21 protein-coding genes and 1 tRNA gene are annotated in these 23,575 nt (G+C 68.8%); 12 read left to right on the top strand and 10 right to left on the bottom strand.

Features of this window, described 5'->3' with window-relative positions:
- The first annotated feature begins 76 nt into the window (after nucleotides 1-76).
- The 6 genes from ABFO07_RS06715 (at nucleotide 77) to ABFO07_RS06690 (ending at nucleotide 7,646) form a co-directional block, all read left to right on the top strand.
- The gene (locus ABFO07_RS06715) at nucleotides 77-985 is read left to right on the top strand and encodes a DMT family transporter (RefSeq protein ID WP_124490121.1); all 909 of its coding nucleotides are present in this window, start codon (nucleotides 77-79) and stop codon (nucleotides 983-985) included.
- A gap of 137 nt (nucleotides 986-1,122) precedes the next feature.
- Nucleotides 1,123-2,304 carry a PLP-dependent aminotransferase family protein gene (locus ABFO07_RS06710; protein WP_059801900.1) on the top strand — a complete coding sequence of 394 codons (1,182 nt, stop codon included), beginning with the start codon at nucleotides 1,123-1,125 and terminating at the stop codon, nucleotides 2,302-2,304.
- Nucleotides 2,305-2,338: 34 nt separating this feature from the next.
- Complete coding sequence (locus tag ABFO07_RS06705) at nucleotides 2,339-2,806, top strand: RidA family protein (RefSeq protein WP_375782225.1); 468 nt, start codon at nucleotides 2,339-2,341, stop codon at nucleotides 2,804-2,806.
- 13 nt (nucleotides 2,807-2,819) lie between these two features.
- Nucleotides 2,820-3,719: a PhzF family phenazine biosynthesis protein gene (locus ABFO07_RS06700; RefSeq protein ID WP_059566344.1), complete on the top strand. Its 900-nt coding sequence runs from the start codon at nucleotides 2,820-2,822 to the stop codon at nucleotides 3,717-3,719.
- A gap of 211 nt (nucleotides 3,720-3,930) precedes the next feature.
- The gene (locus ABFO07_RS06695) at nucleotides 3,931-6,270 is read left to right on the top strand and encodes a bifunctional diguanylate cyclase/phosphodiesterase (protein ID WP_347468576.1); all 2,340 of its coding nucleotides are present in this window, start codon (nucleotides 3,931-3,933) and stop codon (nucleotides 6,268-6,270) included.
- A 176-nt stretch (nucleotides 6,271-6,446) separates the two neighbouring features.
- Nucleotides 6,447-7,646: a chromate transporter gene (locus ABFO07_RS06690; RefSeq protein WP_059922657.1), complete on the top strand. Its 1,200-nt coding sequence runs from the start codon at nucleotides 6,447-6,449 to the stop codon at nucleotides 7,644-7,646.
- A 9-nt stretch (nucleotides 7,647-7,655) separates the two neighbouring features.
- On the opposite strand, the gene ABFO07_RS06685 is transcribed toward ABFO07_RS06690, so the two are convergent.
- Complete coding sequence (locus ABFO07_RS06685) at nucleotides 7,656-8,093, bottom strand: multidrug/biocide efflux PACE transporter (protein WP_059566347.1); 438 nt, start codon at nucleotides 8,091-8,093, stop codon at nucleotides 7,656-7,658.
- Nucleotides 8,094-8,204: 111 nt separating this feature from the next.
- Between ABFO07_RS06685 and ABFO07_RS06680 the strand changes: the two genes are divergently transcribed.
- Nucleotides 8,205-9,098 carry a LysR family transcriptional regulator gene (locus ABFO07_RS06680; protein ID WP_347468575.1) on the top strand — a complete coding sequence of 298 codons (894 nt, stop codon included), beginning with the start codon at nucleotides 8,205-8,207 and terminating at the stop codon, nucleotides 9,096-9,098.
- A 49-nt stretch (nucleotides 9,099-9,147) separates the two neighbouring features.
- Here the strand turns inward: ABFO07_RS06680 and ABFO07_RS06675 are convergent, their stop codons facing one another.
- From ABFO07_RS06675 to ABFO07_RS06655, 5 genes are all read right to left on the bottom strand, one after another.
- On the bottom strand, nucleotides 9,148-9,606 hold the full coding sequence (locus tag ABFO07_RS06675; RefSeq protein WP_017331527.1) for a CopD family protein: 459 nt from the start codon (nucleotides 9,604-9,606) through the stop codon (nucleotides 9,148-9,150).
- 228 nt (nucleotides 9,607-9,834) lie between these two features.
- Complete coding sequence (parC, locus tag ABFO07_RS06670) at nucleotides 9,835-12,156, bottom strand: DNA topoisomerase IV subunit A (protein WP_347468574.1); 2,322 nt, start codon at nucleotides 12,154-12,156, stop codon at nucleotides 9,835-9,837.
- 58 nt (nucleotides 12,157-12,214) lie between these two features.
- Complete coding sequence (gene parE, locus ABFO07_RS06665; RefSeq protein WP_059883954.1) at nucleotides 12,215-14,197, bottom strand: DNA topoisomerase IV subunit B; 1,983 nt, start codon at nucleotides 14,195-14,197, stop codon at nucleotides 12,215-12,217.
- A 259-nt stretch (nucleotides 14,198-14,456) separates the two neighbouring features.
- Nucleotides 14,457-16,400 carry an ATP-binding cassette domain-containing protein gene (locus ABFO07_RS06660; RefSeq protein WP_059801889.1) on the bottom strand — a complete coding sequence of 648 codons (1,944 nt, stop codon included), beginning with the start codon at nucleotides 16,398-16,400 and terminating at the stop codon, nucleotides 14,457-14,459.
- A 209-nt stretch (nucleotides 16,401-16,609) separates the two neighbouring features.
- The gene (locus ABFO07_RS06655; RefSeq protein ID WP_059883956.1) at nucleotides 16,610-17,014 is read right to left on the bottom strand and encodes a DUF4399 domain-containing protein; all 405 of its coding nucleotides are present in this window, start codon (nucleotides 17,012-17,014) and stop codon (nucleotides 16,610-16,612) included.
- Nucleotides 17,015-17,213: 199 nt separating this feature from the next.
- On the opposite strand from ABFO07_RS06655, the gene ABFO07_RS06650 reads away from it, so the two are divergent.
- Together ABFO07_RS06650 and ABFO07_RS06645 are read left to right on the top strand one after the other, a co-directional pair.
- Entirely contained in the window at nucleotides 17,214-17,396 is a 183-nt protein-coding gene (locus ABFO07_RS06650; RefSeq protein ID WP_017331532.1) for a rubredoxin, read from the top strand.
- A gap of 144 nt (nucleotides 17,397-17,540) precedes the next feature.
- A tRNA-Arg gene (locus ABFO07_RS06645) sits at nucleotides 17,541-17,615 on the top strand.
- Nucleotides 17,616-17,753: 138 nt separating this feature from the next.
- On the opposite strand, the gene eco is transcribed toward ABFO07_RS06645, so the two are convergent.
- Nucleotides 17,754-18,254, bottom strand: coding sequence for a serine protease inhibitor ecotin (gene eco, locus ABFO07_RS06640; RefSeq protein WP_059883957.1), 501 nt, complete (start codon nucleotides 18,252-18,254; stop codon nucleotides 17,754-17,756).
- Nucleotides 18,255-18,393: 139 nt separating this feature from the next.
- Here eco and ABFO07_RS06635 point away from each other — a divergent pair, with 139 nt between their 5' ends.
- Nucleotides 18,394-18,846, top strand: coding sequence for a hypothetical protein (locus ABFO07_RS06635; protein ID WP_059810756.1), 453 nt, complete (start codon nucleotides 18,394-18,396; stop codon nucleotides 18,844-18,846).
- 167 nt (nucleotides 18,847-19,013) lie between these two features.
- On the opposite strand, the gene ABFO07_RS06630 is transcribed toward ABFO07_RS06635, so the two are convergent.
- Nucleotides 19,014-19,439 (bottom strand): hypothetical protein, encoded by a 426-nt coding sequence (locus ABFO07_RS06630; RefSeq protein ID WP_063897976.1) that lies wholly within the window; start codon nucleotides 19,437-19,439, stop codon nucleotides 19,014-19,016.
- 124 nt (nucleotides 19,440-19,563) lie between these two features.
- On the opposite strand from ABFO07_RS06630, the gene ABFO07_RS06625 reads away from it, so the two are divergent.
- Nucleotides 19,564-19,944 carry a DUF5594 family protein gene (locus ABFO07_RS06625; protein ID WP_059564496.1) on the top strand — a complete coding sequence of 127 codons (381 nt, stop codon included), beginning with the start codon at nucleotides 19,564-19,566 and terminating at the stop codon, nucleotides 19,942-19,944.
- 166 nt (nucleotides 19,945-20,110) lie between these two features.
- The gene (locus ABFO07_RS06620) at nucleotides 20,111-21,478 is read left to right on the top strand and encodes an MFS transporter (protein ID WP_059810755.1); all 1,368 of its coding nucleotides are present in this window, start codon (nucleotides 20,111-20,113) and stop codon (nucleotides 21,476-21,478) included.
- A 27-nt stretch (nucleotides 21,479-21,505) separates the two neighbouring features.
- Here the strand turns inward: ABFO07_RS06620 and ABFO07_RS06615 are convergent, their stop codons facing one another.
- Together ABFO07_RS06615 and otsA are read right to left on the bottom strand one after the other, a co-directional pair.
- Nucleotides 21,506-22,102, bottom strand: a complete 597-nt coding sequence (locus ABFO07_RS06615; protein ID WP_059810754.1) for an AAA family ATPase — start codon at nucleotides 22,100-22,102, stop codon at nucleotides 21,506-21,508.
- Nucleotides 22,095-23,513, bottom strand: a complete 1,419-nt coding sequence (gene otsA, locus ABFO07_RS06610; RefSeq protein ID WP_124490126.1) for an alpha,alpha-trehalose-phosphate synthase (UDP-forming) — start codon at nucleotides 23,511-23,513, stop codon at nucleotides 22,095-22,097. The genes ABFO07_RS06615 and otsA overlap by 8 nt, the downstream gene beginning before the upstream one ends.
- Nucleotides 23,514-23,575 lie beyond the last annotated feature (62 nt).

The raw sequence follows: 23,575 nt of genomic DNA, 5'->3' as shown, positions 1-23,575 counted from the left end.
CACTCGACCATCCGGTCATCGCCGCGCGACCGCCGAACATCGATACACGGATCCACGTTACGGAGACACCCTCGTCATGAATTCGCGCGAAACCCGGGGCATGCTGCTCGGCCTCATCGGCGTGATGATCTTCAGCCTGACGCTGCCGATGACGCGCATCGTCGTCACCGAGCTGCATCCGCTGCTCAACGGGCTCGGCCGCGCGCTCGCGGCCGCGGTGCCCGCCGGCCTGCTGCTGTGGTGGCGCCGCGAGCCGCTGCCGACCCGCGCGCAGCTGAAGGGCCTCGCGGTCGTGTCGGCCGGCGTGATCGTCGCGTACCCGGTGTTCTCGGCGTGGTCGATGAAGACCGTGCCCGCGTCGCACGGCGCGGTCGTCAACGGGCTGCAGCCGCTGTTCGTCGCGCTGTACGCGGCCTGGCTGTCGCACGAACGGCCGTCGAAGGCGTTCTGGGTCAGCGCGGTGGCAGGCAGCGCGCTTGTGATCGCGTACGCGTTGCGCGACGGCGGCGGCACGCTCCAGGCAGGCGACGCGCTGATGCTGGTCGCGGTCGGCGTCGGGGCGCTCGGCTACGCGGAAGGCGCGCGCCTCGCGCGCCAGATGGGCGGCTGGCAGGTCATCTGCTGGGCGCTGGTCGTCTCCGCGCCGTTCCTCGTGCTGCCGGTCGGCTGGCTCGCCTGGGCGCACCACGCCGCGCACCCGGGCCCGCTCGCGCTGCGCACCGTGCTCGCGTTCAGCTACGTGACCCTGTTTTCGCAGTTCATCGGCTTCTTCGCGTGGTACGCGGGCCTCGCGCTGGGCGGCACCGCGCGCGTCGGCCAGGTGCAGCTGCTGCAGATCTTCTTCACGATCGCATTTTCGGCGCTGCTGTTCGGCGAGACGGTCGCGCCGTCGACGTGGCTGTTCGCCGCCGCCGTGATCGCGACCGTGATGCTGGGCCGGCGCGCCGCGGTCGCCGTGGCGCCCCGACCCGCTCGCGCTGGCTGAAATGGTGAGCCATAATGTTCATTTTGCCGACCCGGCCGCACTCGACCGTTCGCGTTTACCCGGCCTATCCGGCCGCATCCGACCGACCGTGTTCGACCGACTTTCCTGACTGACCCGACTATCCGAACGAGGAGACTATGAATCCGAGCGACCTGCATCCGCCGCACTGGCAACTTTCCGAACGCGCCCGCAAGCTCACGAGCTCTGCGATCCGCGAGATCCTGAAGGTCACGGAGCGTCCCGAGGTCATCTCGTTCGCCGGCGGCCTGCCCGCGCCCGCCACGTTCCCGGCCGAGCGCATGCGCGCCGCCGCCGACCGCGTGCTGCGCGATGCGCCCGCCGCCGCACTGCAGTACAGCGCGACCGAAGGCTACCTGCCGCTGCGCGAGTGGATCGCCGAGCGCTACAACGTGCGCGTGTCGCAGGTGCTGATCACGACCGGCTCGCAGCAGGCGCTCGACCTGCTCGGCAAGGCGCTCGTCGATCCGGGCAGCCCCGTCCTCGTCGAAACCCCGACCTACCTCGGCGCGCTGCAGTCGTTCTCGCTGTACGAGCCGCACTACGTGCAGGTGCCGACCGACGAGCAGGGCCTGCTGCCGGAAAGCCTCACGCCCGAACTGACCCAAGGCGCGCGCCTGCTGTACGCGCAGCCGAACTTCCAGAACCCGACCGGCCGCCGCATGCCCGTCGAGCGCCGCCGCGCGCTCGCCGCGTTCGCGCAGTCGAGCCCGTTCCCGGTGCTGGAAGACGATCCGTACGGCGCGCTCAACTACCAGGGCGAGCCGCTGCCGACCATGCTGTCGATGGCGCCCGACCACATCGTGCACCTCGGCACGTTCTCGAAGGTGCTCGCGCCGGGCCTGCGGATCGGCTACATCATTGCCCCCGAGGAACTGCACTTCAAGCTCGTGCAGGCGAAGCAGGCAACCGACCTGCACACGCCGACGCTCACGCAGCGCATCGCGCACGAAGTGATCAAGGACGGCTTCCTCGACGAGCACATCCCGACCATCCGCCAGCTGTACGGCGCGCAATGCGACGCGATGCACGCCGCGCTCGAGCGCCACATGCCGGAAGGCGTGACGTGGAGCCGCCCGGAAGGCGGCATGTTCATCTGGGTGAAGCTGCCGCAGCAGATCGACAGCATGAAGCTGCTCGCGGACGCGGTCGACAACCACGTCGCCTTCGTGCCCGGCGCGCCGTTCTTCGCGAACGATCCGCAGCAGAACACGCTGCGCCTGTCGTTCGTGACGGTGCCGCCCGAGAAGATCGAGGAAGGCGTCGCGCGCCTCGGCAAGCTGCTGCGCGAGCGTCTCTGATCGTCCCCTTTCCTTTAATGACTTGTTGCGAGGAATCGAACGCATGGCCAACGTCTACGACAAACTGAAATCGCTCGGCATCGAGCTGCCGACCGCCGGCGCCCCCGCCGCCGCCTACGTGATGAGCGCGCAAAGCGGCAACACGGTCTACCTGTCCGGCCACATCGCGAAGAAGGACGGCAAGGTCTGGGCCGGCAAGCTCGGCGCCGACCTCACCACCGAGGACGGCAAGGCGGCCGCGCGCGCGATCGCGATCGACCTGCTCGCGACGCTGCACGCGCATACGGGCGACCTGAACAAGGTCACCCGCATCGTCAAGCTGATGAGCCTCGTCAACTCGACGCTCGAGTTCACCGAGCAGCACCTGGTGACGAACGGCGCATCCGAGCTGATCGCAGAGGTGTTCGGCGATGCGGGCAAGCATGCGCGCTCGGCGTTCGGCGTCGCGCAGATCCCGCTCGGCGCGTGCGTCGAGATCGAGCTGATCGCCGAAGTCGCGTAACGCGAGCCGCCGGATGCCCGTTCGCTTCAAGCAGGTCGACGTCTTCACGTCAGTGCCGTTCAAGGGCAATCCGCTCGCGGTCGTGTTCGACGCCGATGCACTCGGCGACGACGACATGATCGCGATCGCCCGCTGGACCAATCTGTCGGAAACGGCGTTCCTGTGCGCGCCGACCGATCCCGCCGCCGACTACCGGGTGCGGATCTTCACGCCGGGCGGCGAACTGCCGTTCGCCGGCCACCCGACGCTCGGGGCCGCGCACGCGTTTCTCGACGGCGGCGGCGTGCCGCGCGCGCCGGGCCGGCTGGTCCAGCAGTGCGGCGTCGGGCTGGTCGAGTTGCGCAAGCAGGCCGACGGCTGGGCGTTCGCGGCGCCGCCCGCGCGGGTCACGCCGGTCGCCCGCGCGGACTATGCAGAACTCGAGGCGACGCTGCGCAGCCCGGCGCTCGACCTGAGCGCCGAACCGTGCGCGGTCGACAACGGCGCGCCGTGGCTCGTCGTGCGGATGCAGTCGGCCGACGCGTGTCTCGGCCTCGCGCCCGACCTGGCGGCGCTCGGCGCGCTGACGCACCGCTACGGCGCGCACGGCCTCGCGGTCTACGCGCCGCATCCGCCGGGCGGCCCGGCAACGTTCGAAATCCGCTGCCTGATGACGGGCGACGGCTTCGGCGTCGGCGAAGATCCGGTCACCGGCAGCGCGAACGCCGCGGTGGCCGGGCTGCTGACCCGCCAGCAACGGCGCCCCGGCCTGTCGTACACGGCCCGCCAGGGCACGGCCATCGGCCGCGACGGGCGCATCTCCGTCAATTACGACGGCGACACCATCTGGATCGGCGGCCCCGCCGTCACGGTCGTGGACGGCACCTTCCATGGGACGGCCGTCCGCGGGGCGTCCGAGCACCCTACCGTCTGATATTTCGCGGCGCGCCATGCGCGCCGCGCATCCCGGCGCTATGCTTACCCAGCTATCGCAAAAACGATCCAGCCAGTAATATCGGGCCTAATCCGTCGCCTGGGGGTCTGTGCACACATGCGCATTCCGCAGATGAACAGCCTCTGACGCGACCCCAATATTCAGCCATCCTGCTGGATGGCGCACGCGAGCCAGGACGCCGCACCCTTCGATGAGCTCCGCCCGGTCATCCCATTCGCCGTCGACGCGACCGCTGCGCACGCCGCGCAAATCGCGCCGCCGGGCGCTGTTCGCCATCCCGCTGCTCGGGATGCTGGCGCTCGCCCTGCTGTGGGCCGTGATCGTCGCGCGGATGTCGGTCGAGAAGGACAGCGCGTTCAAGGAAGCGGCGGCCTCCGCGGCGATCCTGTCGTCGGCGCTCGAACAGCACACCGTCAAGGCGATCCACCAGGTCGACCAGATCACGCGCTTCGTCAAGTTCGAATTCGAGAAGTCGCCGGCGAACTTCAACCTCGCGAGCGCCGTCGAGAAAGGCGTCGTGCCGAGCGACACGCTGATCCAGGTGTCGCTCGTCAACGCGAAGGGCATCCTGTTCGCGAACACCGCCGATCGCCATCCGCAGCCGATCGACCTGTCCGACCGCGAGCACTTCAAGGTTCACGTGAAGCGCAACGAGGACCAGCTCTATATCAGCAAGCCCGTGCTCGGCCGCGTGTCCGGCCACTGGACGCTGCAGATGACGCGCCGCCTGAACAATCCGGACGGCAGTTTCGCGGGCGTCGTGGTCGTGTCCGAGGATCCGAGCTACTTCACGAACGACTTCTACAACAACGCGGCGATCGGCAAGGAAGGCGTGATCGCGGTCGTCTCCGACGCGGGCGCGGTGCTCGCGCGGCGCACCGGCTCGGTCAACAACGCGCCGGGCGCGTTCTCGGCGTCCGGCGTCTACCCGCTCGCCGAGCGGGTGTCGGGCACGATCGTCGATCCGATCGATGGCGTGACGCGCATCGTGTCGTACCGCCATCTCGACGGCTACCCGCTCGCGGTGATGGTCGGCCTGTCGCAGGCCGAGGAATTCGCCGACTACAACCACACGCGCAACGTCTACCTGCTGATGACGAGCTTCATCACGCTCGCGATGCTCGCGTTCTTCGGCGTCGCGACGGGGCTCATCGGCAAGCTGCTCGGCCGCGAGCGCGAGATGACCCAGCTCGCCGAATACGACCTGCTCACCGGCCTCGCGAACCGCTACGCGACGCTGCGCGGGCTGCGCAACGACGTGTCGATGCCGTCGAGCCTGTCGCGGCTCGGCCTGTTGTTCATCGACCTCGACAATTTCAAGACCGTGAACGATACGCTCGGCCACAACGCCGGCGACATCGTGCTGCAGATGACGGCATCGCGCCTGTCCGATGCGGTCGGCGACGAAGGCGCGCTCGCGCGCATCGGCGGCGACGAGTTCGTCGTCGTGATGAAGGGCGACGACGTCGAGCGGCGCGCGGTGCGGCTCGCCGAGGTGATCATCCGGATGTTCGGCGAGCCGTTCGACGTGCGCGGCAGCTCGTTCGTGCTGCACGCGAGCATCGGCATCGCGCTGCACACGGTCGCGAACGAAAGCGAGATCGACCTGCTGAAGAAGGCCGACCTCGCGATGTACAGCGCCAAGGACGCCGGCAAGAACTGCTACCAGTTCTACGCGCCGCACCTGTCGCACCGCGCCGACCACCTGATGCGCTGGGAGCAGCAGCTGCGCGTCGCGCTGGCCGAAGGGCAGCTGTTCCTCGCGTACCAGCCGAAGATCGACCTCACGCACCGCCACATCACCGGCTTCGAGGCGCTCGCGCGCTGGGATCACCCGGAGCACGGGATCATCTCCGCGAACGAGTTCATTTCGATCGCCGAATCGACGGGCCTCATCGTGCCGATCGGCGATTTCGTGATCCGCACCGCATGCGAGCAGATCGCGCGCTGGCGCGACGACGGGCACGATACGCTCACGCTCGCCGTCAACATCTCGCCCGTGCAGTTCTGGCGCGGCGACCTGATCGAGACGATCTCGCGCACGCTGCAGGAAACCGGCATCGAGGCCGGCCGCCTCGAGCTCGAGATCACCGAGACCGCGATGATGGAATACCCGGAGCTCGTCTCCGAGAAGATCGTCGCGCTCAAGAAGCTCGGCATCCGCATCGCGCTCGACGATTTCGGCACCGGCTACTCGTCGCTGTCTTACCTGCACCGCTTCTCCGTCGACACGCTGAAGGTCGACCGCTCGTTCGTGCAGGCGATTCCGAACGACCGCAGCGTCTGCGTGATGGTGTCGTCGATCGTGCATCTCGCACGCTCGCTCGGGCTGACCGTCGTCGTCGAGGGCACCGAGACCGAGGAGCAGGTCGCGTGGCTGTCGGCGCTCGGCGAGATCGAGGCGCAGGGCTTCCTGTTCTCGCGCCCCGTGCCCGCCGACGCGATACCCGCGCTGCTCGCCCGCTTCGGCGTGCGCGGCGACCATGCGCGCGTCGTCCCGCACCGCGCGACGGGCAGCGCCGGCGCCTGAACGGCGGCGCCGACCGGTTTGTTTCGTTCACCGATCGGCTGTTTATATAGTGTTTTCGCGCATGGCAGCGCCGCGCGTTGCGTCGGACAATGCGCAAGGCAGCTATGACCATGGCCCGCACCTCCCATATAACAGGGGCCGTTTGCGCGAGCGGGGGCCCGCGCCCGAAACAAGCCATGATGAGCGTCGAAGTCGAAGCCGCACCGCGCGTGGAGCAGGAATCCCTGTGGACCTTGTTCAAGGTCGTCACGGGCATCTCCGCTGTGTCCTGGGGCGGGCTCGCCATGATGGCGCAGCTCGAGCGCCACTATGTCGAGCGCATGCAGCGCATCGAGCCGCGTGCGTTCGGCGATCTCGTCGCGCTGGCCTGGCTCGTGCCGGGCCCCGTCGGCTGCAACGTGGCGGTGCAGGTCGGCCAGACGCTGCACGGCCGCGCCGGCGCCTGGATCGCCGGCTTCGCGAGCGTGCTGCCGTTCTTCGTGATGATGACGCTGTTCGCGATCTTCTATCGCACGCCGTTCGTCCGCTCCCTCGCCGCGCCCGTGATGCTCCACCACTTCAGCATGGTGCTGGCCGCGCTGATCGGCGTCACCTGGGTCAAGCAGCTGCGCACGCTCGTGCGCGCGCGGCTCGAGCAGGCGATCGCCGCGCTGTCGACGATTCTGCTCGCTTTCGCGCATAGTCCCGCGTCGTTCGTCGTGATTCTGTTCGCCGCGTTTGCAGCGGGCTGGCTGACCGGGCCGTCACAGGACGACACGGTCAACTTCACGCTGTCGCGGCGCGACCGCAAGCTGCTCGTCGTGCTCGCGGTGTTCGTCGTGCTGTTCGCATTGCCGCTTCCGGGCGGGTATCAGGCGCTGCTGTGGCCGCGGCTCGCGGGCGCCGGCATGACGCTGTTCGGCGGCGGCTTTTCCGCGCTGCCGGTGCTGAAGGCGCTGTTCGTGTCGCCCGAGACCGGCATCTCCGATCACGACTTCACGCTCGCGTTCGCGCTGTCGCCGGTGTCGCCGGGGCCGCTCCTGAACGTCGTGCCGTTCCTCGGCTACCTGACCGACGGCTGGCGCGGCGCCCTGCTCGCCACGGCCGCGCTGTTCATTCCGTCCGGCTGCCTGGTCGTGTTCGCGCAGCGCCACCTGTTCAGGCTCAAGCGCCATTCGCGCTTCGAGCACGGGATGCGGCTGCTGCGCGCGGCAACTACCGGATTCCTCGTCGTCGCCGTCGTGAAGATCCTGCACCGCGAGCCGGCCGACCCCGTCTACTGGTTCACCGGCGTGTTCGCAACGCTCTGTTTCGCGCGCTTCAAGGTGCCCGTGTTCGCGGTGTACGGCGCGGTCGCGATCGCGTGCGGCGCGTGGCTCTGGGCCGCCGCGCACTGAGCGCGGCGCTCAGGCCGCGACGCGCCGCGCCAGCCGGCGCGCCCGCAGGTGGTCATACGCGAGGTTGAAGCAGAACGTGTAGGGCAGGAAGAACAGCACGATGCCGAGGTCGAGCAGCAGCGCCTCGAGCAGGCCGACGCCGAGCCACCATGCGGCGAGCGGCACCACCATCGCGACGAGCCCCAGCTCGAACGCGACCGCATGCACGATCCGCATGCCGAGGTTGCGCACCCAGCCGAAACGCCGTTCGAGCCGGTCGAACAGCGTGTTGAACGTCATGTTCCACGCCATCGCGATCAGCGACACCATCACCGTCAGCGCGCCGACGTGCGACACCGGCATGTCGAGCAGCCACGCGCCGACCGGCGCGCACAGCGCGATCGCGACCAGTTCGAACGTCAGCGCATGCACGAGCCGTTCCGTCACCGTTTTATTGGGATGTTTCATCTCAAACCTCCGATCCAGTGTCATCCATGGCCGCCATTCTGATCGGTTGAACCGCGCCAATCCAATTGGTTATCATCGGTTTTTCCGATTGAACGACACCCGGAGCCCTGGATGCGCCACGCCCCCGAAGCCTTGCTCGCGTTCGCCGAAGCCGCGCTGCTCGGCTCCTTCACCGCCGCCGCGCGCAAGCTCGGCAAGCGCCAGTCGACGATCTCCGAGGCGATCGCGAACCTCGAGATCGATCTCGGCGTGCAGCTGTTCGACCGCTCGACGCGCACGCCGACGCTGACCGACGCCGGGCGTGCGCTGCTGCCGCAGGTGCAGCGCGCGCTGGACGCCGGCGCGGCGATCGACCGCGCCGCCGCGCGGTTCGCGCGCGGCGAGGAGGCGCGGCTGACCTTCGTCGTGTCCGATACCTACCAGTCGCAACGCTACGAACAGACGCTGACCGCGCTCGCGCGGCGCTTCCCGGCGCTGGAACTCGAATGCCAGATCGCCGAGCACGAGGACGTGCTCGACCTGATCCGGCAAGGCCGCGCGCAGATCGGGCTGATGGCCGCGCGCGCGACCTACCCGGCCGACATCGGCGCGGCGACGATCGCGGAGGAATCGGAGATCGGCCTGTTCGTCGGGCGCACGCACCCGCTCGCGGCCTGCGGCGACGCCGAGGTGCCGCACGCGGCGCTGCGCGACGCGCGCGAGCTGCGGCTCAACACGTACGCGACGCCGGAAGGCCAGGGCCCGGGCGGCGAAAGCGGCCCGCTCGTCGCCGGCACGCAACGCTGGTCGGCGCCGAGCTACCTGATGCTGCTGGAGATGGCGGTGCTGGGGTTCGGATGGACGGAGCTGCCCCGCTGGATGGTCGAGCACTTCGCGCGCGACCGGCTCTGCGAGCTGCGCGCACGCGGCTGGCCGCGCCGGGTGCGGGTCGATGCGGTGTGGTCGCGCAACCGGCCGCTCGGCCCGGCCGGCGCGTGGCTGCTCGATGCGATGCTGGCCGACTGAGTGGCCGGCCCAGTGGCCAACCGAGCCGCGCGCGGCGCGCGGCCGATGATCAGAAGCCGCGCGACAGCACGGCCGCGCCGACCGTGACGACGCCGAGCACGATGTTGACGACGACGAGCAGGCGCACCGCGTTCACCGCGCGTGCGCCGTCCGGCCAGTTCTGCGCCTGCACCGCGCGGCGGATGCGCGGGAACAGCGCGAAGCGCACGTGGCCGAAGATCAGCATCATCACGACGCCGAGGCCCGCCATCGCGTGCAGCGCCCAGGTCGCATGCGCGCCGCCGAACTGCATCAGCAGGAAGCCGCCGGTGAGCAGGATCACGATCACCGAGCCGGCGACCCAGTTGAAAAAGCGGCCGAACACGCCTTCGATCAGCGGCAGCCGCAGTTGCGGCGACAGGTCGGACAGCGCGGGCCGCAGGCAGAAATTCGCGAACACCATGCCGCCCACCCACACGGCGACGGCCAGCAGATGAAGAAACAGCGCGACGGCGATGGCGTGGGACATGTCGGGAATCCTGTTCTGTTATGAGTTGAATGCGGCAAACCGGCCGGGCACCCGGCGCGCCCGGCATCAAGCGACGTTCGACAGGCATGCCCCCGCGCGGTTCAGGCCGGTGGCGGAATTTCACAATATTTTGCAAATGCCGGATGACGATCCGACGCGCCCCGATGAAAAAAGGCCGCACGCCCGCCGAAGCGGCCGTGCGGCCCGGGGTGCCGCGACGATGCGTGCTCAGCCGAGCAGCGGACGCAGCTCGGTGACGACCTTGAGCTTCGTGTCCGGCGTGCGGCCCTTGCGCGCGCGCTTGCCAACGTGCGGCGCGAGCGCCGCGTACGACATCGTCTCGTCCATCGCCTTGCCGCCGCGGCCGGTGCCGATCAGCACCACGCCGGCCGGATCGATCGCGAGCGCCTGCACGAGCGTTTCCTTGCCCTCGAGGGCCATCAGGATCACGCCGCGGCCGCCGCCCGACAGCGTCTTCATCTCGTCCATGCCGAACACCAGCAGCCGCCCGTCGCTCGACAGGCACGCGACCTGTTTCGCGTTCGACAGCACCGGCATCGGCGCGAGCGGCGCCGCGCCGTCGTCGATCGTCATGAACGCCTTGCCGGCCTTCACGCGGCTCACCATGTCGCCGACCTTCGCGAGGAAGCCGAAGCCGTTGCTCGACGCGAGCAGCAGCTGCTGGTCGGCCGACGCCGCGTAGTAGTGCATCAGGTGCGTGCCGGATTCGAGCTCGACCAGCGACGTGACGGGCACGCCGTCGCCGCGGCCGCCCGGCAGCACCGACACGTCCACCGAGTACACGCGGCCGCGGCTGCCCCATGCGATCAGGCGATCCGGCGTGCGGCACTGGAACGCCGCATACAGGCTGTCGCCCGCCTTGAACGAGAAGCCGGCCGGGTCGAGCCCGTGGCCCTTCAGCGCGCGCACCCAGCCCTTCTGCGACACGACGACCGTCACCGGCTCGTCGACCACCTTCGCCTCGAACGTCGCGCGCTTCTCCTGCTGGATCAGCGTGCGGCGCTCGTCGCCGTACTGCTTCGCGTCGGCCTCGATCTCCTTGATCATCAGCCGCTTCATCGCGCTTTCGTTCGCGAGCAGTTCCTCGAGCTTCGCCTTCTCGTCGCGCAGCGCCTCGAGTTCCTTCTCGATCTTGATCTTCTCGAGCCGCGCGAGCTGGCGCAGGCGGATTTCGAGGATGTCCTCGGCCTGGCGCTCGGAGAGGCCGAACGCGCTCATCAGCGCGGCCTTCGGCTCGTCCGACTCGCGGATGATGCGGATCACCTCGTCGATGTTCAGGAAGACGATCATCCGGCCTTCGAGGATGTGGATCCGGTCGTCTACCTTGCCGAGACGGTGGCGACAGCGGCGCGTCATCGTCAGCTGGCGGAACTTCACCCACTCGTCGAGGATCGTCAGCAGCCCCTTCTGGCCCGGCCGGCCGTCGGCGCCGATCATCACGAGGTTCAGCGTCGCGTTCGATTCGAGGCTCGTGTGCGCGAGCAGCGAATTGACGAACTCCGTCTGGTCGATCGTGCGCGACTTCGGCTCGAACACGAGCCGCACCGGCGCTTCCTTGCCCGACTCGTCGCGCACCGCGTCGAGCAGGTCGAGCATCGTCTTCTTCGTGTTGAGCTGCTCGGGCGTCAGCGTCTTCTTGCCGAGCTTCAGCTTCGGGTTGGTCAGCTCCTCGATTTCCTCGAGCACCTTCTGGCCCGACGTGCTCGGCGGCAGCTCGGTGACGACGAGCTGCCACTGGCCGCGCGCGAGATCCTCGATCTTCCAGCGCGCGCGCACCTTCAGGCTGCCGCGGCCCGATTCGTAGGCCGCCGAGATTTCCGCGTCGCTCGAGATGATCTGGCCGCCGCCCGGGAAGTCCGGGCCCGGAATCAGCCCCATCAGCTCCGCGTGCGTGAGCTTCGGGTGGCGGATCATCGCGACCGCGGCCGCCGCGACTTCGCGCAGGTTGTGCGACGGGATTTCCGTCGCGAGGCCGACCGCGATGCCCGACGCGCCGTTCAGCAGCACGAACGGCAGGCGGCCCGGCAGCAGCTTCGGCTCCTCGAACGAGCCGTCGTAGTTCGGCATGAAGTCGACCGTGCCCTGGTCGATCTCGTCGAGCAGCAGCTTCGCGATCGGCGTGAGCCGCGCTTCCGTGTAACGCATCGCCGCCGCGCCGTCGCCGTCGCGCGAGCCGAAGTTGCCCTGCCCGTCGATCAGCGGATAGCGCAGCGAGAAGTCCTGCGCGAGACGCACGAGCGCGTCGTAGGCGGACTGGTCGCCGTGCGGATGGTATTTGCCGAGCACGTCGCCGACGACACGCGCGGACTTCACCGGCTTCGCGTCGGGGCCGAGGCCCATTTCGTTCATCGCGAACAGGATGCGGCGCTGCACCGGCTTCTGGCCGTCGCAGACGTCCGGCAGCGCACGGCCCTTCACGACGCTGACCGCGTAGCTGAGGTAGGCCTGCTCCGCGTAGTTGCCGAGCGTCAGCGTGTCGCCCGCGGGCGCGTCCGGCTCGGGAAAGAGATCGGGAGTGTTGTCGTCCATCTGAATTCCGTATTCTTGGGTGGCGCAAGTCAGGACCGGGCGTCATGCCCGGCCGCGCTCAAATATCCGCTTCGACTTCGTTGCCCTTTTCCTCGAGCCAGCCGCGCCGTGCGGCCGCCTCGCCCTTGCCCATCAGCATCGTCATGCGCGCGACCGTCGTCTCGTAGTCGAGATCGCCGAGCAGCACCGGCATCAGGCGGCGGGTATCGGGGTTCATCGTCGTGTCCCACAGCTGCTCGGCGCTCATTTCGCCGAGACCCTTGAAGCGGCTGATGCTCCACTGGGTCTCGCGCACGCCGTCCTTGCGCAGCTTGTCGAGGATCGCCTCCAGCTCGCCTTCGTCGAGCGCGTAGAGCTTCTGCGCGGCCTTCTTGCCGCGCGCCGGCGCGTCGACGCGGAACAGCGGCGGCCGCGCGACGCACACGTGGCCGCGCTCGATCAGCTGCGGGAAATGCTTGAAGAACAGCGTGAGCAGCAGCACCTGGATGTGCGAGCCGTCGACGTCCGCGTCCGACAGGATGCAGATCTTGCCGTAGCGCAGGTTCGACAGGTCGACGCTGTCGTCGGGGCTGTGCGGATCGACGCCGATCGCCACCGAGATGTCGTGCACCTCGTTGTTCGCGAACAGGCGGTCGCGCTCGGTTTCCCACGTGTTCAGCACCTTGCCGCGCAGCGGCAGGATCGCCTGGTATTCCTTGTCGCGGCCCATCTTCGCGGAGCCGCCCGCCGAGTCGCCCTCGACGAGGAACAGCTCGTTGCGCGCGATGTCCTCGGTCTCGCAGTCGGTCAGCTTGCCGGGCAGCACCGCGACGCCCGAGCTCTTGCGCTTCTCGACCTTCTGGCCGGCGCGGGTGCGCGCCTGCGCCTGCTTGATCACCAGCTCGGCGAGCTTCTTGCCGTGTTCGACGTGCTGGTTCAGCCACAGCTCGAGCGCCGGGCGCGAGAACGACGATACGAGCTTCACCGCGTCGCGGCTGTTCAGGCGTTCCTTGATCTGGCCTTGGAACTGCGGATCGAGCACCTTCGCGGACAGCACGAACGACACGCGCGCGAACACGTCTTCCGCGAGCAGCTTCACGCCCTTCGGCTGCAGGTTGTGCAGCTCGACGAAGCTCTTCACCGCCTGGTAGAGGCCGTCGCGCAGCCCCGATTCGTGGGTGCCGCCCGCCGGCGTCGGGATCAGGTTCACGTACGACTCGCGCACGAGCGAACCTTCCTCGCTCCAGGCGACGACCCACGACGCGCCTTCGCCCTCGGCGAACGTATCGTCGCCCGAGCGCGAATCGGCGAAGCGCTCGCCTTCGAACAGCGGGATCAGCAGCTCGCTGCCGTTCATCTCGTCGAGCAGGTAGCCGCGCAGGCCGTCCTCGTATTTCCAGGCCTGGCGCTCGCCGCTCTTCTCGTTGACGAGCACGACCTCGACGCCCGGCAGCAGCACGGCCTTCGAGCGCAGCAGGCGCTGCAGCTCGCCGAGCGGCAGGTTCGGCGAATCGAAGTATTTCGGGTTCGGCCACACCTGCACGCGCGTGCCGGACTTCTTCTCGCCGCGGCCCGCGCCCTGGGTCGCGAGCGGCTTCACGACGTCGCCTTCGGCGAAGCCGAGCTCGGCGATCTTGCCGTCGCGCCAGACCGTCACGTCGAGACGCGTCGCGAGCGCGTTCGTCACCGACACGCCGACGCCGTGCAGGCCGCCCGAGAACGTATAGGCGCCGCCCGCGGCCTTGTCGAACTTGCCGCCCGCGTGCAGGCGCGTGAACACGATCTCGACGACCGGCACGCCTTCTTCCGGGTGCATGCCGAACGGAATACCGCGGCCGTCGTCCTCGACGGACACGGAATGATCCGCATGCAGCGTGACGGTGATCTGCTTGCCGTAGCCGCCGAGCGCCTCGTCGGACGCGTTGTCGATGACTTCCTGGATGATGTGCAGCGGATTCTCGGTACGGGTGTACATGCCGGGCCGCTGCTTGACCGGCTCGAGACCCTTGAGCACCTTGATCGATGCTTCGCTGTAGGCCGCGCTGGGCTTCTTCGTTGACATAGACGCTGACTGAGTTCGTCGTTCATCGGGACGTTGTCCACACCGCGTGTGGATAACGTCGTGGACAAAACGTTGAGTTCCGTAAAAAAGCGAATCGAAACAATGGTGTGCTTGGACTGCTCCGAAAGCGGGCGCGCGGCGCACGCCGCGAGAACCCGAAACGGGCCGTATTCTACTGGTTCCGCGCGACGGGCCATCGCACGAAAAGCGTGCGGGGCCCGGCGCCGCGGCGCGCCGCCCGGCGGGCGGCCGCCCCGCGTCACGGCTTGCGCTTCGCCTCGAGCGTTTCCCAGCGTTCGAGCGCGGCGAGCAATTCGTCGTCGATCGCCGCGAACCGCTCGGTCAGGCGCGTGCCTTCCTGCGGATCCTTCGCGAAAATCGAGCCGTCGTCGAGCTGCGCGCCGATCGTCTTCTGCTCTTCCTCGAGCGCGGCGATCCGCTCGGGCAGGCCGTCGAGTTCGCGCTGCTCGTTGAACGACAGCTTCACGGTGCGCTGCGCGTTGCGGCCCGCGGCGCTCTTCGCCGGCTCGTCCTTGACGGGCGCCGCGTCCTTCGCGGCCCGCTTTGCGGCTTCCTGTTGCGCGAGCTGCTGCGAGCGCTCGCTCTGGATCTGCCAGTCGGTGAAACCGCCGACGTATTCGCGCCACCGGCCTTCGCCTTCCGAGGCGATCACCGACGTCGCGACGTTGTCGAGGAACGCGCGGTCGTGGCTGACGAGCAGCACGGTGCCGTCGTAGTCGGCCAGCAGTTCCTCGAGCAGCTCGAGCGTCGGGATGTCGAGGTCGTTGGTCGGTTCGTCGAGCACCAGCACGTTCGCGGGGCGCGCGAACAGCCGCGCGAGCAGCAGCCGGTTGCGCTCGCCGCCCGACAGCGACTTCACCGGCGAACGCGCGCGTTCCGGCGCGAACAGGAAGTCGCCGAGATAGCTCATCACGTGCTTGCGCACGCCGCCGATCTCGACCCATTCGCTGCCGGGGCTGATCGTGTCCGCCAGGCTCTTCTCCTGATCGAGCTGCGCGCGCATCTGGTCGAAGTAAGCGACCTGCAGGTTGGTGCCGGTGCGCACCGTGCCTTCATCGGGCTTCAGCTCGCCGAGGATCAGCTTGAGCAGCGTGGTCTTGCCCGCGCCGTTCGGGCCGACGAAGCCGATCTTGTCGCCGCGCATCACGGTGGTGGAGAAGCGGTCGACCACCGCGCGGCCGTCGTAACGCTTCGTCACGTCGGTCAGCTCGGCGACGATCTTGCCGGACTTCTCGCCCTGTGCGACGTCGAGCTTCACGTTGCCCTGCGCGTTGCGGCGCTCCGCGCGTTCGTTGCGCATCTGCACGAGCCGTGCGATACGGCCGACGCTGCGCGTGCGGCGCGCCTCGACGCCCTTGCGGATCCACACTTCTTCCTGCGCGAGCAGCTTGTCGAACTTCTCGTTCTCGACGCGCTCGACTTCGAGCTGCTGCGCCTTGCGGGTCTGGTACGCGGAGAAATTGCCCGGATACGACAGCAGGCGGCCGCGATCGAGCTCGACGATGCGGGTGGCGACGCGGTCGAGGAACGCGCGGTCGTGCGTGATGAACAGCAGGCCCGCGCGCTGCGCGACGAGCAGTTCTTCCAGCCAGCGGATGCCGTCGAAATCGAGGTGGTTGGTCGGCTCGTCGAGCAGCAGCACGTCGGGTTGCAGCACGAGCGCGCGGGCCAGCGCGACGCGCTTCTGCATCCCGCCGGACAGCGCGTCGACCTGGGCGTCGCCGTCGAGGCCGATCTGCGCAAGCGTCATCGACACGCGCGTGCGCCAGTTCCACGCGTCGTGCGCATCGAGCGACGACTGCAGCGCGTTCATCCGTGCCAGCAGCGCATCGTGCTCGGCGCCTTCCGGCGTTTCCGCGAGGCGGTGGGCGATCGTGTCGTATTCGCCGAGCAGCTCGCGCGTGTGGGTCAGGCCGGACGCAACCGCGTCGAACACGGTCGCGCCGGCTTCGAATTCGGGCTCCTGCGGCACATAGACGGTGACGAGCTCCTGCTGGCGCGTGACGAGGCCGTCATCCGGCCGGGCGAGGCCCGCGACAATCTTCAGCAGCGACGACTTGCCCGCGCCGTTGCGGCCGATCAGGCCGACGCGCTCGCCGGCCTCGAGCGAGAAATCCGCGTGATCGAGCAACGCGACGTGACCGAACGCGAGTTGCGCGCCGGTAATGGAATAAAGCGACATGGGGAAGACGGCGAAGTGAAGTCGGAAGCGCTCATTGTACCGGTGGCGGACGCCGCCACCGGTATGGCCGAATGGATGATGCCGCGAGAGCGGCCGTGCGGCCCGGTTGCGGCCCGCCACGCGCGGGCGGCGGCCACCGGAGCGGGCGCGCACCCCGCGCACGGACGGCCTGGCCGCCCGCGCGGGTGCGCCTGCCCGGGTGCGCCCGCTTACTTCGCGTTGACGATGATGGTCTGGCTCACTTCGGGGCCGTACGAGCGGTGCGCGCCGTCGCCGAACTGCAGCGTCAGCGTATGCCGGCCCGGCGGAAGCATGATCTCGGTTTCGGTCTGGGCCTTGCCGAAGTGCAGCGAATGTTCGCCCGCGGGAATCACCTCGCCCTTCGGGATCGGCCGGCCGTCGATCAGCAGGTGGTGATGGCCGGTGTTCGGCGTCATGTCGCCGGCCGGCCGAAGCTGCAGGCCTTCCAGACCGAACTTCACGTGCACCGGGTTCGACACCGTCGCGCCGTCCGTCGGCTCGACGAAATACACACGGCCCTCGGCCCGCGCGATCGTCGACACGGCCATCGCCGCCACGCACACCGCACCCGCGATCCACTTTCTGTTCAGCATCGGTTTCTCCTTATGATTGGACAGCCCGGGAAGCATACACCGCACGCATGGCGCACGGGTTCCGGTTGCATTGTTCGTGATGCGCACGTTTAAAACGACGTTGCGGCCGAGTTCGGCGAAATTCCGGTACCATTGCGCCTTTCGTCCGCCGGCCGGGCCGCGGACGGCATTACCCTGATTCCATTTTCCTGAGCGCGACATGAGCGAAGTGACCGAATACCAGAGCTGGGTCTGCCTGATTTGCGGGTGGGTCTACAACGAGGCGGAAGGCCTGCCGGACGAGGGCATCGCGCCCGGCACGCGGTTCGCGGACATTCCCGCCGACTGGCGCTGCCCGCTGTGCGACGTCGCCAAGGAAGACTTCGTCGTCGTCGATTTCTGATCGGCTGATCGCGCGCCGCGCAACGCGGCGCGCCAGCATCGGTGCGCATTCCGTCCGCCGATGCCAATGCGCGTTTGCTATACTCTGCGCGCTGTCCACACCGCTGCCCGGCTTGCGTTGCACGCGAGATGCCGGGTCGGCAGGCTCCCCGTAGTTCAATGGATAGAACAAGCGCCTCCTAAGCGCTAGATACAGGTTCGATTCCTGTCGGGGGGACCAGTCATCGCCGCGCGCCAGTCATCAGCGCTGCCCGCTTCACTCGATACACATCCACTGCGCTGCATCCATACGCATGACGGCATGCAGCCCGCGCCGGCATCGCACGTCCGCGACACCGGCGCAACACACCCCACCGCGTTACTGCCTCACCGCCTGCTTCACATCCGCCGACGCACGCCACACGCGATACCGCACCTCGAACCCCTCCGGCACGTACACGACCACCGGCAGCCGGCTGTTATAGCGCAGCAGCCGATCGTCACCACGCACCTGCACGAACCGTTCGCGCGGCGCCTGGCCCGGGCAGGCCATCAGCGTCGACGCCGGCCCCTTCACGTCCGACAGCCGGTAGTACGTATACCCCCAGCCCTGCACCGTCTCCGCGCTCAGCTCGCCGCCGAACCACTGCTGGTTGCAGTCGGTCTGCAGCGTCTTGCCGATCATCAGCTCGACGCGCGCGTCGGCTTCGTCGGCGAGCGCGGGCAGCGCGATCACCGCGCGCTGCTGGCCGGCAGCGGCCTTCGGGAACATCTTGATCGACTCGGCCGACACCGCCGTCTCCGACGTCGGCCCGGCCGCGCAAGCGGCGGCGGTCGTCACACACACGGCGGCCAGTGCGGCCCGGATCGCGAATTTCATCGATGTGCTCCTGGAAAACAAATGGCCCCGGATGCTAACACTTTCATCATCCGACCTTTCGTCGCTGTAATTTAGCGTCACAATTGCTGCCAGATGCGCGGCGTTCCGCCACATATGATGCGATCCAACGGAGAACGCCATGATCAAGCTCATCACCCTCGCCACCACCACCGCCGTCGCCACGCTGCTGACGGGCTGCGTCGTCGGCCCGGACGCCGGGTACGGCTACGGGCAGCAGACCTACTATTCGGACCCCGGCTATGCGTACGGCCCGTCGTATGCCCCGCTGTACGGCACGGTCAACGTCTGGGGCGGCGGCGGCCGCGACCACGACTGGGATCGCCGCGACTACCGCCGCGGCGATCGCGACTGGCGACACGACCGCAATTGGGGCGACCGTAACTGGGGCGGCGACCGCAACGGCGGCGATCGTCACTGGGGCGATCGCGGCAATGGCAATGGCAATGGCAACGGCTGGGGTCACGGCAACAACGGCAACCGTTCGAACGAAGGCAACCGCGGCAATCGCGGGGACCGCGACTGGCGCAGCGGCCAGGTCGACAACTATCGCGGAAACGGCCACTCGCACTGACGCAATTGCAACCGTTTGTATCCGGCGCGATCGGCTATCCCCTGCGCGCATGACGCTGCGGCGACCCGCAAACGAAGAAGGCCCCCGCTTGATGCGAGGGCCTTCTGCTTTCTGCTTCCGCTTCTCCGGCGCGGGCAGCTCGGCCGCTCACGCGCACATGACCACGCTTACCACCCGCCCGGCTGCGCGTAACCGTAGCCGCCCGGCGCCGGCGCGCCGCACACATACGCGCGCTGATAGCGGTCGTAGCAATAGCGGGGCTGCGCGGCATAACCATCGTCGTCCTGGTACTGCGCCTGCTGGTAGCCCGGCGCATACGCGGGCGGCTGGTACGCCGGCGCCTGGTAGTACGTCGGCGGCTGATAGGCCGGCGCCTGATACACGGGCGCCTGGTACGCAACCGGCGAATTCAGCGCGGACGTCACGATCGCGCCCAGCACGGCGCCGCCGATCAGCGCGCCGATCACGGCACCGCCGTCGCGGCCATGCGCGGACGCCGGCCCCGCGACGGCCAGCGAACCTGCGAGTACACACACTGCTGCGATCTTCTTCATGATGGACTCCCACGCGAAGTGGTACGGGATGCGATGCATTGTGGCGGCAAGCCGCCGTAATAGATGCAGCAAGTGGTAACGCGCAATTACGGCCGCCCGGCTAACCGGCCGAACCGCGCGCCCGGCCGCCGTGCTAGGATTTTCCGACCAAGGAGACGCCTGCATGCAGCCGGAAACCGCCCGCCGCTTCGATACCGAATTCGCGCCGCGCATCGCGCGTGCGATCGCCGCCTTCTTCGCCGACCACGTCCAGACCGAAGTCGTCCCGTACGCCGGGCACGGTCACCCGACGCAAGTCCGCATTCACAGCGCGCCGCACGAACACGTGAGCGGCTTCGCGCATCCGCTGAATCTCGAGCTGACCTGGGATACCGACGAGATCGAACAGCTGATGGCGCCGCACGGGATGCAACGCTTCGAGCACTACCTCGAAGCGCTGCCGCGCAAGCTGGCCGCGTGGCAAGGCGCGCGCGACATCGATCTCGCGTCGCGCACGCAAGCCGATCCGCTCGTGCGGCTCGGCGGCCTCGACTTCGAAGGTTGATCACGCGCGCCGCGTCGGCGACGCGTTTTCCGGCCCGGTGATACACTCGCCCGGCTTGTGCCCGCGGGCCCACGCGAGCGCGCCGCCGGCGCGCGCAACCTGTCGAATAATCCCCACCAGCAGGCCCGACGGCCGAGTTCCGACCGCGGGCCGACACGTCCCCGCCATGAATCCCGATACCGGCCTGCCGCTTCCGCAACGCTACTGGGCGATCGTCTGCGTCGCCCTGGGCATCACGCTCGCCGTGCTCGACGGCGCGATCGCGAACGTCGCGCTGCCGACCATCGCACGCGACCTGCACGCGTCCGACGCGGCCTCGATCTGGATCGTCAACGCGTACCAGCTCGCCGTCACGATCACGCTGCTGCCGCTCGCGTCGCTCGGCGAGCGCATCGGCTACCGGCGCATCTACATCGCAGGCCTTGCGCTGTTCACGGCCGCCTCGCTCGGCTGCGCGCTCGCGACGTCGCTGCCGACGCTCGCGGTAATGCGCGTGATCCAGGGCTTCGGCGCGTCGGGCATCATGAGCGTCAACGCGGCGCTCGTGCGGATGATCTATCCGTCGTCGATGCTCGGGCGCGGGCTGTCGATCAACGCGATGGTGGTCGCGCTGTCGTCGGCGGTCGGGCCGACGGTCGCGTCCGCGGTGCTGGCGGTCGCGCCGTGGCCGTGGCTGTTCGCGATCAACGTGCCGATCGGCATCGCCGCAGTGCTCGGCAGCCTGCGCGCGCTGCCCGCCAACCCGCTGCACGACGCGCCGTACGACATCCCGAGCGCGCTGATGAACGCCTGCGTGTTCGGGCTGCTGATCATGTCCGTCGACGGGCTCGGCCACGGCGAGCGCGGCGTGCTCGTCGCCGCGGAGCTGGCGGTGGCGTTCGTCGTCGGCTATTTCTTCGTGAAGCGCCAGCTGTCGCAGCCCGCGCCGCTGTTGCCGGTCGACCTGATGCGCATCCCGGTGTTCGCGCTGTCGATCTGCACGTCGATCGCGTCGTTCACGTCACAGATGCTCGCGTTCGTCGCGCTGCCGTTCTGGCTGCAGCACTCGCTCGGCTTCTCGCAAGTGCAGACCGGCCTCTACATGACACCGTGGCCGCTCGTGATCGTCGTGGCCGCGCCGCTCGCCGGCGTGCTGTCCGACCGCTACTCGGCCGGCGTGCTCGGCGGCATCGGGCTCGCGCTGTTCGCGGCGGGCCTGCTGTCGCTCGCGACGATCGGCGCGCATCCGGGCACCGGCGACATCGTGTGGCGGATGGCGCTGTGCGGCGCGGGCTTCGGGCTGTTCCAGTCGCCGAACAATCGTGCGATGCTGTCGTCGGCGCCGCGCGAGCGCGCCGGCGGCGCGGGCGGCATGCTCAGCACCGCGCGGCTGACCGGGCAGACGCTCGGCGCGGCGCTCGTCGCGCTGATCTTCGGGATCGCGCCCGAACACGGCCCGACGATCGCGCTTTACGTCGCCGCCGCATTCGCGGCCGCCGCCGCCGTCGTCAGCACGCTGCGCATTGCGGCACCGCAGCCAAACGCGTCGGCCTGAGCGCCCCGCCGGCAAGCGTCCCGCGCTTCAGGCCGCATCGAGCGCGTCCAGCACGAAGCGCATGCGCGCCTTCACGCTCGCACGCGGCAGCTCGACCAGCCGATAGCCGTACGACGCATAGCAGTCGACCATCGCTTCGTAGGTGCGCACCGCTTCGTCGAAGTCCTGCCGTCGCTCGGTGTCCTGCGTATAGATCTCCGGCCAGGGCGGCGCGATGAACACGCGCCGGTGATAGCGGAAGCGCCGCGCGGCGGCCTCCGCGTGCGCGGGCACCGCGAGCCCCGACAGGCGCAGGTAGCCGATCACGTCCGGCACGCCGCGGTCGAAGAACACCGGCCCGCGCGCGTGACGCGCGAGGTGGTGCGAGCGCATCTCCCAGCTCAGCATCAGCTCGGCGAACGCGGCCGGGTCGCGCCACGGCAGCGCGCGGCCGTCAACCGCCATCTGATCCTGGATCACCCCGCGCCCCGCTTCCTGCGAACGCGCGAAACCGGCGCGCTCGAGCGCGTCGATCAGCGTGCTCTTGCCCGAGCCGGGCCCGCCGGTCACGACGAAGAAGCGCCGCGCGGCGTCGTCGGCCCGGTCGTTCGCGCCGGGCTCGCGCAGCGGCACGGGCTCAGACATGCGCCGCCCGCCGGCCTGCGCGCCGCGTCACCGAGGCGGCCGTCGCGACGCTGCGCAGATCGGCGAGGAACGTATCGCGCCAGACCGACAGGTCGTTCGCGCGCAGCCGCGCGAGGTTCTCGTCGTGGCGCGCCTGCCGCTCGGCGAGCGGCATCGACAGCGCGCGCTCGAGCGCCTCGGCCATCTGCGACAGGTCGTACGGATTGACGAGCAGCGCGCCCGGCAGCTCGGCCGCCGCGCCCGCGAACTCGGACAGCACGAGCACGCCCGGGTCGGCCGGATCCTGCGATGCGACGTACTCCTTCGCAACGAGGTTCATCCCGTCGCGCAGCGGCGTCACATAGCCGACCTGCGACATCCGGAAGAACGCCATCAGCAGGTTGCGCTCGTACTTGCGGTTCAGATACTGGATCGGCGTCCAGTCGAGCTGCGAGAAGCGTCCGTTGATGCGGCCCGCCTCGCCTTCGAGCGTCTCGCGGATATGCTGATAGGTCTGCACGTCGGAGCGCGTCGGCGGCGCGATCTGCACGAGCGACACGCGGCCCTGCCAGCCAGGCGCGTTCGCGAGCATCCGCTCGAACGCCTGGAAGCGCTCGACGAGCCCCTTCGAGTAATCGAGCCGGTCGACGCTCATCACCAGCTTGCGCTCGCCGAGCGACTCGCGCAGCATCTTCACGGGCTTGCGCGCGCCGTACTGCACCGCGGCCTGCGCGATCGCGTCCGGGTACACGCCGATCGGATACGCGGCCACCTTCACGACCCGCCCGTGCGCATGCAGCATCCCGTCGTCGCTCGACGCGCCGATGCCGCGCCGCTCGATGTAGTCGACGAACGCCTGCTTGTCGGCTTCTGTCTGGAAGCCGGCGACGTCGTACGCGCACATGAACTTCACGAGCTCGTCGTGCGGCGGCACGATGCGCAGCATGTCGGGTGAAGGAAACGGGATGTGCAGGAAGAAGCCGATCGGGTTCTTCACGCCGAGCTCGCGCAGGCAGTGCGCGAACGGCAGCAGGTGATAGTCGTGCACCCAGATGATGTCGTCGGGCTGCAGCAGCGCGGCGAGCTGCTTCGCGAGCGCGCCGTTTACGCGCAGGTAGCCCGCGTATTCCTGGCGGTCGAAGCGCGCGAGATCGCCGCGATAGTGGAACACGGGCCACAGCGTCGCATTCGAAAAGCCGCGGTAGTACTGATCGTAGTCGCGCCGGGTCAGGCCGACCGTCGCGTAGGTGACGTTGCCGTCGCGCCGGATCTCGGGCGCGTCCGGCGCGCCGGCGATCTCGCCGTTCCAGCCGAACCAGATGCCGCCGGTTTCCTTGAGTGCATCCATCACCCCGACCGCGAGGCCGCCCGCGCTCGGGCGCGAGTCCTCGCCGATGGCGACACGGTTCGATACCACGATCAATCTGCTCATGCGGCTCCCCCTTCTTGATTCGAATGGCCGGCGCGCGCGACGCGCGCCGGGACAGGCGCGGC

Source organism: Burkholderia stagnalis, from assembly GCF_039848545.1.
In the GTDB taxonomy this organism is placed as follows: domain Bacteria; phylum Pseudomonadota; class Gammaproteobacteria; order Burkholderiales; family Burkholderiaceae; genus Burkholderia; species Burkholderia stagnalis.
The sequence above is the reverse complement of the archived record's forward strand: the minus strand, read 5'-3'. Positions and strand labels throughout refer to the sequence as shown.

What these genes read in the sequence shown, in the direction of transcription:
- ABFO07_RS06685 (WP_059566347.1), bottom strand. Translation starts at nt 8,093, where the DNA reads ATGAAACATCCCAATAAAACGGTGACGGAACGGCTCGTGCATGCGCTG.
- ABFO07_RS06650 (WP_017331532.1), top strand. Translation starts at nt 17,214, where the DNA reads ATGAGCGAAGTGACCGAATACCAGAGCTGGGTCTGCCTGATTTGCGGG.
- ABFO07_RS06710 (WP_059801900.1), top strand. Translation starts at nt 1,123, where the DNA reads ATGAATCCGAGCGACCTGCATCCGCCGCACTGGCAACTTTCCGAACGC.
- ABFO07_RS06630 (WP_063897976.1), bottom strand. Translation starts at nt 19,439, where the DNA reads ATGCATCGCATCCCGTACCACTTCGCGTGGGAGTCCATCATGAAGAAG.
- otsA (WP_124490126.1), bottom strand. Translation starts at nt 23,513, where the DNA reads ATGAGCAGATTGATCGTGGTATCGAACCGTGTCGCCATCGGCGAGGAC.
- ABFO07_RS06695 (WP_347468576.1), top strand. Translation starts at nt 3,931, where the DNA reads ATGAGCTCCGCCCGGTCATCCCATTCGCCGTCGACGCGACCGCTGCGC.
- ABFO07_RS06655 (WP_059883956.1), bottom strand. Translation starts at nt 17,014, where the DNA reads ATGCTGAACAGAAAGTGGATCGCGGGTGCGGTGTGCGTGGCGGCGATG.
- ABFO07_RS06715 (WP_124490121.1), top strand. Translation starts at nt 77, where the DNA reads ATGAATTCGCGCGAAACCCGGGGCATGCTGCTCGGCCTCATCGGCGTG.
- parE (WP_059883954.1), bottom strand. Translation starts at nt 14,197, where the DNA reads ATGTCAACGAAGAAGCCCAGCGCGGCCTACAGCGAAGCATCGATCAAG.
- ABFO07_RS06680 (WP_347468575.1), top strand. Translation starts at nt 8,205, where the DNA reads ATGCGCCACGCCCCCGAAGCCTTGCTCGCGTTCGCCGAAGCCGCGCTG.
- ABFO07_RS06675 (WP_017331527.1), bottom strand. Translation starts at nt 9,606, where the DNA reads ATGTCCCACGCCATCGCCGTCGCGCTGTTTCTTCATCTGCTGGCCGTC.
- ABFO07_RS06700 (WP_059566344.1), top strand. Translation starts at nt 2,820, where the DNA reads ATGCCCGTTCGCTTCAAGCAGGTCGACGTCTTCACGTCAGTGCCGTTC.
- ABFO07_RS06625 (WP_059564496.1), top strand. Translation starts at nt 19,564, where the DNA reads ATGCAGCCGGAAACCGCCCGCCGCTTCGATACCGAATTCGCGCCGCGC.
- ABFO07_RS06660 (WP_059801889.1), bottom strand. Translation starts at nt 16,400, where the DNA reads ATGTCGCTTTATTCCATTACCGGCGCGCAACTCGCGTTCGGTCACGTC.
- ABFO07_RS06620 (WP_059810755.1), top strand. Translation starts at nt 20,111, where the DNA reads ATGAATCCCGATACCGGCCTGCCGCTTCCGCAACGCTACTGGGCGATC.
- eco (WP_059883957.1), bottom strand. Translation starts at nt 18,254, where the DNA reads ATGAAATTCGCGATCCGGGCCGCACTGGCCGCCGTGTGTGTGACGACC.
- ABFO07_RS06690 (WP_059922657.1), top strand. Translation starts at nt 6,447, where the DNA reads ATGATGAGCGTCGAAGTCGAAGCCGCACCGCGCGTGGAGCAGGAATCC.
- parC (WP_347468574.1), bottom strand. Translation starts at nt 12,156, where the DNA reads ATGGACGACAACACTCCCGATCTCTTTCCCGAGCCGGACGCGCCCGCG.
- ABFO07_RS06635 (WP_059810756.1), top strand. Translation starts at nt 18,394, where the DNA reads ATGATCAAGCTCATCACCCTCGCCACCACCACCGCCGTCGCCACGCTG.
- ABFO07_RS06615 (WP_059810754.1), bottom strand. Translation starts at nt 22,102, where the DNA reads ATGTCTGAGCCCGTGCCGCTGCGCGAGCCCGGCGCGAACGACCGGGCC.